Genomic DNA, 8,721 nt, shown 5'->3' on the forward strand with positions numbered 1-8,721 from the left:
TATCGCAAGGCCTGCTGCCCGCCCTGCATAACCGGCAGCTGGACGCCTGCGCGCCATGATCCGCACCGGCCTGAACGCACCGCTTTGCAGTTCCGCCGGGCGTCTGTTCGATGCCATGGCCGCCCTGCTGGGCGTGGCCCCCGAACGCCTGACCCATGAGGGCGAAGCCGCCATGCGGCTGGAAACACTGGCCCGGCAGGCACCACCCCCTCCGCCGGAAATGCCCCCGCCGGGCACCTCATCCGGCCCGCAACCCGACAGCCCGCCAGACAACACCCCGCATAACCGGCTGGCCACCGCGCCGGACAGTGCGACCTGTCCGCCAGTGCCCCACCCATCTGGCACCGCATCTGGCACCCTATTGGAGAGGCCACCATACAGCGCCCTGCCGGACATGGCCCTGACACTGGCGCGGGCGGCCGATGGCGTGTGGGAACTCAACCCCGCACCACTCTGGGCGGCAGCGCTGACGGCCAAGGCCCGTGGCGTTCCGGCCTGCACGATCGCTGCGGGTTTTCATGCCGCACTGGCGGCGGGGCTGGCCAGTCTGGTCATGGTGCTGGTGCGCGAACACGCACAGGCAGGCGGCAACACAACCGGCCAGATGAGCAGCCAGATAAGCAGCCGAACTGGTAGCAAAGCTGGCAATCCAACCTCCGCTCCAGAACAGGCTTTCGGGCCAGAAACCCAAGCGCTCGCCAGCCCGGCTCCCCTGCCGGATTGCACTCTGGGCGATACAGCGGGCGGGCCACAGGCGCCCGGTTTCGCGCAGGCCCCTTTACGCACCGTTGTGCTGGGCGGGGGTGTTATGGCCAACGACCTGCTGGTGAGCGCGCTCGTAACCCAGTTAGAGGCTGCGGGCCTGCGCGTGCTGCGCCCCGCTTTTGCCCCGCCCGGCGATGGCGGGCTGGCGCTGGGTCAGGCGGTTATTGCCGCCGCCTGCGCCAGACTGGAAACGGACTGACCAGCCAGCCGGTCAGCCGCTTTCCCCTTGTCTGGACACGACAGGGACTTTCCTGCCTGTTTTGCCTCCTATCCATGGATGGCACAGTTTCTGCTTCTTCCTTCTGTCGGGATGCACCCTCTAGCGGTGCTCATTGATGACCCCACGGGAGGATGCCTTTCACCGATGGCTGTTCTGGAAACCTTTTATGACGTCATGCGGCGGCAGGGGATCACCCGCCGCTCTTTCGTCAAATACTGCTCCCTTACCGCGGCGGCACTGGGCCTCGGCCCCGAATTTGTGCCGCAGATCGCCCACGCCATGGAAACCAAGCCGCGCACGCCGGTACTGTGGCTGCACGGACTGGAATGCACGTGCTGTTCGGAAAGTTTCATCCGTTCGGCACATCCACTGGTCAAGGACGTGATCCTGTCCATGATCTCGCTGGATTACGATGACACGCTCATGGCCTCCGCCGGGCATCAGGCCGAGGCCATTCTTGACGAGGTCATGGAAAAATACCACGGCAACTACATTCTGGCCGTGGAGGGCAATCCCCCGCTCAATGAAGATGGCATGTACTGCATCATTGGTGGCAAGCCGTTTGTAGAGCAGCTCAAGCGCGTGGCATCGGGGGCCAAGGCCATTATCTCGTGGGGGTCATGCGCCTCCTATGGCTGTGTGCAGGCCGCCCGGCCCAACCCCACACAGGCAACCCCCGTGCACAAGGTCATTCTGGACAAGCCGGTTATCAAAGTGCCGGGCTGCCCGCCCATTGCCGAGGTCATGACCGGCGTCATTACCTACATGCAGACCTTCGACCGCCTGCCCGAGCTTGACCGGCAGGGCCGCCCGAAAATGTTCTACTCCCAGCGTATTCACGACAAATGCTACCGCCGCCCGCATTTCGATGCCGGGCAGTATGTCGAGAGCTTTGACGATGAAGGCGCGCGCAAAGGCTACTGCCTGTACAAGGTCGGCTGCAAAGGCCCCACTACCTACAACGCCTGCTCCACCATCCGCTGGAATGATGGCGTGTCCTTTCCCATCCAGTCCGGGCACGGCTGTATCGGCTGCTCGGAAGACGGGTTCTGGGACAAGGGCTCGTGGTACGCGCGCCTGCAGGATGTCAGCGGCTTCGGGATCGAGGCCAACGCCGACAAGGTGGGCATGGTCGCCGCCGGAGCGGTTGGCGCGGGCCTTGCCGCCCACGCCGCCATAACCGCCCTCAGCCGGGCCCGCCACAAGGGAGATGACGCATAATGACCACCACCCAGACACCCAACGGCTTTTCCCTCGACAATGGTGGCCGCCGGATCGTGGTTGACCCGATCACACGCATTGAAGGCCATATGCGTGTTGAAGTGAACGTGGATGAGCACAATGTCATCCGCAACGCGGTTTCCACCGGCACCATGTGGCGCGGGCTGGAGGTTATTCTCAAAGGCCGCGACCCGCGTGACGCATGGGCCTTTGTGGAGCGTATCTGCGGCGTGTGCACGGGCTGCCACGCACTGGCCTCCGTACGCGCCGTGGAAGACGCGCTGGATATCCGTATTCCCACCAATGCGTTCCTGATCCGCCAGATCATGGAAAAGGTGCTGGCCTGGCACGACCACGTGGTGCATTTCTACCACCTGCACGCGCTGGACTGGGTCAACCCGGTCAATGCCCTCAAGGCAGACCCGCGCGCCACCTCGGCACTCCAGCAGGCGGTCTCGCCCAACCACCCCAAATCCTCGCCCGGCTATTTCCGCGATGTGCAGAACCGGCTGAAAAAATTTGTGGAAAGCGGGCAGCTCGGCATTTTCCGCAATGGCTACTGGGATAACAGCGCCTATCTGCTCCCCCCCGAAGCCGACCTGATGGCCGTAACCCATTACCTTGAAGCGCTCGACTTCCAGAAGGAAATCGTCAAGGTTCACACCATTCTGGGCGGCAAGAACCCGCACCCCAACTACATGGTGGGCGGCGTGCCCTGCGCCATCAATATCGACGGCGACATGGCAGCGGGCGCACCACTGAACATGGAGCGGCTGAACTTCATCAAGCTCAAGCTGCAGGAAGCCTTCGAATTCTCCCAGAACGTGTATGTGCCTGATGTCATCGCCATCGGCAGTTACTACAAGAACTGGCTGTATGGCGGCGGACTGTCAGCCAGCAACCTGATGGATTACGGCGACTGCCCCACCGTGCAGGGCGACCCCTCGACCAACCGCTTCCCCGGCGGGGTGATTCTGGGCGGCAACTGGGATGAAATTCACCCCATAGACCCGCGCGACCCCGAACAGGTGCAGGAATTCGTTACCCATAGCTGGTACGAATACGGCGCAGGCCGTGAAGATATCGGCCTGCACCCGTGGGATGGCGTAACCGACCCGCATTACGCGCTGGGGGCAAATGCCAAAGGCACGCGCACCAATATTCTGGCCGTGGATGAAGCGGCAAAATATTCGTGGGTCAAAGCACCGCGCTGGCGGGGCAATGCCTGCGAGGTTGGGCCGCTGGCCCGCTATATTCTGGCCTACTCCAAGGGTGTGCCATATGTGAAGGCACAGGTGGATGACGCTCTGGGCCGTTTCAACACGCTGGCAGGCACCAGCCTGACCCCGCGTGAGGCCCTGCCCACCACTATTGGCCGCACGCTCGCCCGCGCACTTGAGGGCCATTACTGCGCCCAGCAGATGCTCGATGACTACGACGCGCTGATTGCCAATATCGCCGCTGGTGATCTGGCAACAGCCAATGTCTCCAAGTGGGACCCCGCAACATGGCCGAAGGAAGCCAAGGGCGTTGGCATTGTAGCCGCCCCGCGCGGCGGACTGGGCCACTGGATCAAGATCCGCGATGGCCGGATAGAGAACTACCAGTGCGTGGTGCCCAGCACATGGAACGGTGGCCCGCGCGACGCCAAGGGCAATATCGGCGCGTTCGAGGCATCGCTTCTGGGCACGCCCATGAGCAACCCCGAGCAGCCGGTGGAAATCCTGCGGACCCTGCACTCCTTCGACCCGTGCATGGCCTGCGCCACCCATGTCATGGCGCCTGATGGAGACGAACTGGCCCGCGTCACCATCCGCTAAGGGAGCAGAGCAATGAGCACACCGCAATCCGGCCCCCTGAGCGATAGCGACCTCAGGGGCACCAATCTGGACGGGCAACAGGCCCGCACCCTGCGCGCGCGCAAGGTCACGCAGATTTATGTCTACGAAGCGCCGGTGCGGCTGTGGCACTGGCTGACAGCGGCCTCCATTCTGGTGCTGGGCATTACCGGCTACCTGATTGCCTCACCCCCCGCGACCCTGTCGGGGGAGGCCTGCAGCCACTTCCAGATGGGGTGGATCAGGGCGCTGCATTTCATTGCGGCGTGGGTTTTCACCATCGGCTTTGCGGGGCGGGTAATCTGGGGGCTGTTTTTTGGCAATGCCTGGTCCCGCGAGCTGTTCTGGGTGCCGTTCTGGAAAGCTGAATACTGGAAAGAGCTGCTGGGCGAGGTCATGGTTTACGCCTTTATCCGCAAGCATGCCAAAACCACCATCGGGCATAACGCGCTGGCCCGCACAGCGCTGTTTTTCTGCTTTACACTAACAGGGCTGTTCATGATCGTGAGCGGCTTTGCCCTGTATTCCGATGGCACGGGCATGGATAGCTGGGAAGGCCGCGTGTTTGGCTGGGTCATGCCCTGGCTGGGGGGCAGCCTTGGCACGCATTACCTGCACCACTGGGGGCTATGGGTCATTACCCTGTTTGTCATGATCCATATCTATACCGTCACGCGTGAGGACATTACCTCGCGCCAGTCGCTGATTTCGGCCATGACCAATGGCTACCGCATCTTCCGCGACGACAGACCCGACTAAACCCGACAGAGCGGCGGAAAGTGAAAGTTAGTCTTCCACTTTCCATTCAATCTGGAAGATAGCTATCCATAAAAACCCTACATCACAGTACCGTGATGTAGGGTTTTCTGTCACAGGATGGTTGGATAGCTGCCACTCTGTCAGTTGGCACGGTTTCTGCTTCTTTGTTTTTCGGGGTGTCCGTGCAGGGCCGCAGATTCTGCGTACAGCCTCGGAACCCGCCAGCCGGAAGACAGGGCAAGACATGACAGTCAGCACAAAGGAACAGGCAGCCCGGCCCCATGGACGGGTGCTGATACTGGGCATTGGCAACATTCTATGGGCCGATGAAGGCTTTGGCGTGCGGGTGGTGGAATATCTCGCCGCGCGCCACCACTTTCCCGCCCCGGCGGAACTGATGGATGGCGGCACGCAGGGCCTGTATCTGCTGCCCCAGCTTGAAGGGCTGGACGGGCTGGTGATTGTCGATGCCATCGATTTCGGCCTGCCACCCGGTACGGTGCATACAGTGCGCGGCGCGGATGTGCCCTCGACCATCGGGGCCCGCAAAATGAGCCTGCACCAGACCGGCTTTCAGGAAGTGCTGGCCCTGCTCGACCTGCGCGGCCACGCCCCGCGCAAGGTGGCGCTGATTGGCGTGCAGCCGGTCAACATGCAGGATTACGGTGGCGGGCTGACCCCGCCCGTGGCCGCCCGCGTGCCCGAAGTCGCCGCAGCCGTGCTGGCCATGTTGGCGGAAGATTACGACATACACCCCATCCCGCGTGCGCCGGATGCAACACAGGACGGTGCAGGGCTGATGACCGCCGCCGTCTCGCGCACCGCCTATGAAAACGGCCGCCCGACAGAAGCAGAAGCCTGCCGCTACGGCGACCCGCGGGTACTCACCCGCATGAGAGGCTAGGGCCATGTGTGTGGGTATTCCCATGACCGTGCAGAGCGTTGAAGGCACTTTTGCCCTCTGTGCTGCCCGCCTGCCCGATGGCGCATTGGCCACCCCGCAGCGGGTGGATATGGCGCTGGTGCCAGAAGCCCGCACGGGTGATGACGTGCTGGTGTTCCTCGGCCTTGCCCGCGCGCAGCTCAGCGCACAAGAAGCCGCGCGTATCCGCGCTGCCCTTGAATCGGTCGCGGCACTGTCCGTGGCGGAAGAGGGGGCGAGCGCTGAAATCATCGCCCGGGGGTTTGCCGATCTGTGCGAACAGCCCCCCCGCCCTGCCCCCTCACCTTGAAGCCGCCCGCCTGGCCGGACTGGAAGAAGCCTGATGCCAGACATTCTCCTTACCCCACCGCTGCAACGCCTCCAGACGCAGTTCGGTATGCCCGTGCTGGATGAAACCACAGCCGCCACCTCCGGTGTGGTGCTGCTGTTCCTGCCCAGCCATGCCCGCACCCACCTCGAAACCCCCGATATCGCCGCTATTCTGCCTGATCTGGCCAGCCTGTGCGCCGCCAGCCTGAGCCAGCACGCCACCAACGGCCACAACACGCCGCAAGCCGCCCCCGCCCTGCCGGTTTCGGGCGCAATTGCCACCGCAGCGCTGGAAGCCCGGCTGGTGCGCGAGACGGGTGAGTTGTCCCTGCCCGCCCTTGTGCTGCTGCATCAGGGCCGGGTGCTGGGCAACATCGCCCGCATGCGCGACTGGAGCGACTACGCCACCCGGCTGGCCACCATACTGGCCCCCCTGACCCCCATAGCGGAGCCCGCTCCATGATCCCGTCTTTTGCGGTGCCGCCCAAAGGGTTTGGCCCCGGCTCCATGACACAGGACAGCGAGGAAGACCTCCAGTATCTGGCCATGCCCTCGGGTGTGAGCGTCTATACGCCCCACCTGCCCGAACTGGATGACATCAACGCAGCGCGCCCTGCCATCGCCTTTCTTGAAGCCCTGCGAGACACCATGGCGCACTGGCGCGCGGGCCAGTCCGTTATTGTCCGCCCCGAGGGGCTCGATCCCGCCAACCGCCGCATTGTGGACGACGCGCTGGGCGAGGGCGAGGTGTCCATCGTGCTGGAAGACACCGCCGGGCGGATAGAAGTGCAGGAAACCGTTTTTGCAGGGCTATGGTCCATGCGCGCTTTTTCCCGCACCGCCGCCAAGGGGGCGGAGCCACGCGGCAGATGGAAGTCGCGGCGTTTCCGCGTGTTGTGCTCGCCCGTGCTTTCCCACCCGTGCGCGCGGTGCCGGATATCACCAGCGCCTGTGGCGAAGGCGTGGTGAACGCCCCCGCTATCCTGACCGAACTGCTCGACAAAAGTGCCGCATGGCAGCCGGGCACGCCGCCGCATGTGGTCAATCTGAGCCTGCTGCCCCACACGCCAGAAGACCTAGACATGATCGAGCGCGTGCTGGGGCATGGCACGCTCACCATTCTCTCACGCGGGTATGGCAACTGCCGGATAACCTCCACCGCCACCCCCCATGTGTGGCGGGTGCGCTACTTCAACTCCATGGACACGCTCATTCTCGATACAATCGAGGTGACGGAAGTGCCCGAGGTCGCCTGCGCCGCACAGGAAGACCTAGCCGATTCCGCCGAACGTCTGGGCGAAATCTGCGCCATTATTGCCGAGCCCGCACCATGACGGCGCAGGCGTTCCACGGGTTCGAGGGCTCGTATCTGGGCGATGCCACGCGGCTGAACGCGGGCAGCGTGATGGAATGCAAAATCTGCTGGTCGCTCTACGATCCCGCGCAGGGCTGCGAGACGTGGCAGGTTCCCCCCGGCACACCGTTTGCCGCCCTGCCAGACACATGGCGCTGCCCGACCTGCGATGCCCCGAAAGAGCAGTTCATGGTCGTGCATGAACTCAGCCCGCAGGCCCATGCCACCCCCGACAACACCGAAAACACCGAAAACACCGACACGGCCCCACAGCCGAGACAGAGCGCCACCCCCGCAGACAACACCGCGCAGCACCCCTCCGAACAGGCCGTGCCACCCGCAACGCTGTTTGCCCGCCAGCTTGAGGCAACCTTTCGCGATATCCATGCCAACCAGATGCGCGGCGTGCCGATTGTTAACGCGGCGCTGAACGTAAAGGCCGTGGGGTTTCAGGAACGCGACGGGCATATTCTGGGCGTGCTGATTACCCCGTGGTTCATGAATCTGGTGCAGGCCCCCCTACCCGATACCGGCGGCCCCACAAGGGCCTCGGGCGAGAAAGTTCTGCTGGGCTTTCCCTCGGGTGATTATGAGTTTACCGCCGTCAACCGCGATCAGGCAGGCGACCTGCCGCCCTATCTGGCCTGTTCGCTGTTTTCGCCCATGTTCTATTTCACCACCATGTTGCAGGCCATTGAAACCGCGCAGGCCGCCCTTGTCTCGCTCATGGACCCCACCCTGCACCCCGCATACCGCCCGGCCCCCGCCTCCAATACACCGGTCGCGGCCCGCACGGCCGCCGCGCCCTGCTGACTGGCAACCAGAACGCACAGGATAACACCCACACATGATGGGGCGGCTTGTCCTGTCCGCGCCGCAGGCTGGCCAGCCATGGCGCGCGCGCATCCAGAACAGCCCAGACATGGCCCGCACCTGCGTGGGCCTTACCCCTGAGGAAGCCCGCTCCCGGCTGGCCAGCCTGTTCAGCCTGTGCGGTGCGGCCCATGCCGCCGCCGCCACACAGGCACTGGGCCTGCCGGAACACGACAGCACCAATACCAGCGCAACGCATGACATCCTGCGCGACCATGCCCTTGAGCTGCTGCACACATGGCCGCGCCATCTGGGCCTGACACTGGATAGGACATGGCTGACACGTACCCTCGGCGCTGGAAACGACAGGGCAGACAGCGCACGCACGCAGCTTGCCACCGCCCTGACCGGGCTGGAAACACCGCTAGCCCTGCTGGCAGAGGCGGATTTTACGCTCTGGCTTGAGGCCGGGCGCACGGCGCAGACACCCCCGCCACTG

Annotated in this window: 10 protein-coding genes and 1 pseudogene; all 11 read left to right on the forward strand. The window is 63.9% G+C overall.

Going from position 1 to position 8,721, the window contains the following annotated elements; all coding sequences use genetic code 11:
* The first annotated feature begins 55 nt into the window (after nucleotides 1-55).
* Nucleotides 56-964, forward strand: coding sequence for a Kae1-like domain-containing protein (locus tag JCM25143_RS13390; protein ID WP_025861577.1), 909 nt, complete (start codon nucleotides 56-58; stop codon nucleotides 962-964).
* 165 nt (nucleotides 965-1,129) lie between these two features.
* Complete coding sequence (locus JCM25143_RS13395; protein WP_025861578.1) at nucleotides 1,130-2,206, forward strand: hydrogenase small subunit; 1,077 nt, start codon at nucleotides 1,130-1,132, stop codon at nucleotides 2,204-2,206.
* The gene (locus JCM25143_RS13400) at nucleotides 2,206-4,026 is read left to right on the forward strand and encodes a nickel-dependent hydrogenase large subunit (RefSeq protein ID WP_025861579.1); all 1,821 of its coding nucleotides are present in this window, start codon (nucleotides 2,206-2,208) and stop codon (nucleotides 4,024-4,026) included. The genes JCM25143_RS13395 and JCM25143_RS13400 overlap by 1 nt, the downstream gene beginning before the upstream one ends.
* 12 nt (nucleotides 4,027-4,038) lie before the next feature.
* Complete coding sequence (cybH, locus tag JCM25143_RS13405; RefSeq protein ID WP_051543372.1) at nucleotides 4,039-4,803, forward strand: Ni/Fe-hydrogenase, b-type cytochrome subunit; 765 nt, start codon at nucleotides 4,039-4,041, stop codon at nucleotides 4,801-4,803.
* A 244-nt stretch (nucleotides 4,804-5,047) separates the two neighbouring features.
* The gene (locus JCM25143_RS13410; protein ID WP_025861583.1) at nucleotides 5,048-5,707 is read left to right on the forward strand and encodes a HyaD/HybD family hydrogenase maturation endopeptidase; all 660 of its coding nucleotides are present in this window, start codon (nucleotides 5,048-5,050) and stop codon (nucleotides 5,705-5,707) included.
* Between the two features lie 4 nt (nucleotides 5,708-5,711).
* Nucleotides 5,712-6,035 (forward strand): HypC/HybG/HupF family hydrogenase formation chaperone, encoded by a 324-nt coding sequence (locus tag JCM25143_RS13415; protein ID WP_025861585.1) that lies wholly within the window; start codon nucleotides 5,712-5,714, stop codon nucleotides 6,033-6,035.
* Between the two features lie 33 nt (nucleotides 6,036-6,068).
* Complete coding sequence (locus tag JCM25143_RS13420; protein WP_025861586.1) at nucleotides 6,069-6,518, forward strand: thioredoxin domain-containing protein; 450 nt, start codon at nucleotides 6,069-6,071, stop codon at nucleotides 6,516-6,518.
* On the forward strand, nucleotides 6,515-7,024 hold the full coding sequence (locus JCM25143_RS24280; protein ID WP_234395268.1) for a hydrogenase expression/formation protein: 510 nt from the start codon (nucleotides 6,515-6,517) through the stop codon (nucleotides 7,022-7,024). The genes JCM25143_RS13420 and JCM25143_RS24280 overlap by 4 nt, the downstream gene beginning before the upstream one ends.
* Entirely contained in the window at nucleotides 7,018-7,389 is a 372-nt protein-coding gene (locus JCM25143_RS24285) for a hydrogenase expression/formation protein (RefSeq protein ID WP_234395269.1), read from the forward strand. Before JCM25143_RS24280 ends, JCM25143_RS24285 begins: the two co-directional genes overlap by 7 nt.
* Nucleotides 7,386-8,222, forward strand: coding sequence for a [NiFe]-hydrogenase assembly chaperone HybE (gene hybE / locus JCM25143_RS13430; RefSeq protein WP_025861587.1), 837 nt, complete (start codon nucleotides 7,386-7,388; stop codon nucleotides 8,220-8,222). The genes JCM25143_RS24285 and hybE overlap by 4 nt, the downstream gene beginning before the upstream one ends.
* Nucleotides 8,223-8,256: 34 nt before the next feature.
* Nucleotides 8,257-8,721, forward strand: a pseudogene (locus JCM25143_RS19725) (hypothetical protein); the annotation flags it as partial.

The sequence above is a fragment of the Acetobacter papayae JCM 25143 genome (assembly GCF_000613285.1).
Taxonomy (GTDB): Bacteria; Pseudomonadota; Alphaproteobacteria; order Acetobacterales; family Acetobacteraceae; genus Acetobacter; species Acetobacter papayae.

Coding starts and splice junctions, on each gene's coding strand:
- JCM25143_RS13390 (WP_025861577.1), top strand. CDS start 56: ATGATCCGCACCGGCCTGAACGCACCGCTTTGCAGTTCCGCCGGGCGT.
- JCM25143_RS13395 (WP_025861578.1), top strand. CDS start 1,130: ATGGCTGTTCTGGAAACCTTTTATGACGTCATGCGGCGGCAGGGGATC.
- JCM25143_RS13400 (WP_025861579.1), top strand. CDS start 2,206: ATGACCACCACCCAGACACCCAACGGCTTTTCCCTCGACAATGGTGGC.
- cybH (WP_051543372.1), top strand. CDS start 4,039: ATGAGCACACCGCAATCCGGCCCCCTGAGCGATAGCGACCTCAGGGGC.
- JCM25143_RS13410 (WP_025861583.1), top strand. CDS start 5,048: ATGACAGTCAGCACAAAGGAACAGGCAGCCCGGCCCCATGGACGGGTG.
- JCM25143_RS13415 (WP_025861585.1), top strand. CDS start 5,712: ATGTGTGTGGGTATTCCCATGACCGTGCAGAGCGTTGAAGGCACTTTT.
- JCM25143_RS13420 (WP_025861586.1), top strand. CDS start 6,069: ATGCCAGACATTCTCCTTACCCCACCGCTGCAACGCCTCCAGACGCAG.
- JCM25143_RS24280 (WP_234395268.1), top strand. CDS start 6,515: ATGATCCCGTCTTTTGCGGTGCCGCCCAAAGGGTTTGGCCCCGGCTCC.
- hybE (WP_025861587.1), top strand. CDS start 7,386: ATGACGGCGCAGGCGTTCCACGGGTTCGAGGGCTCGTATCTGGGCGAT.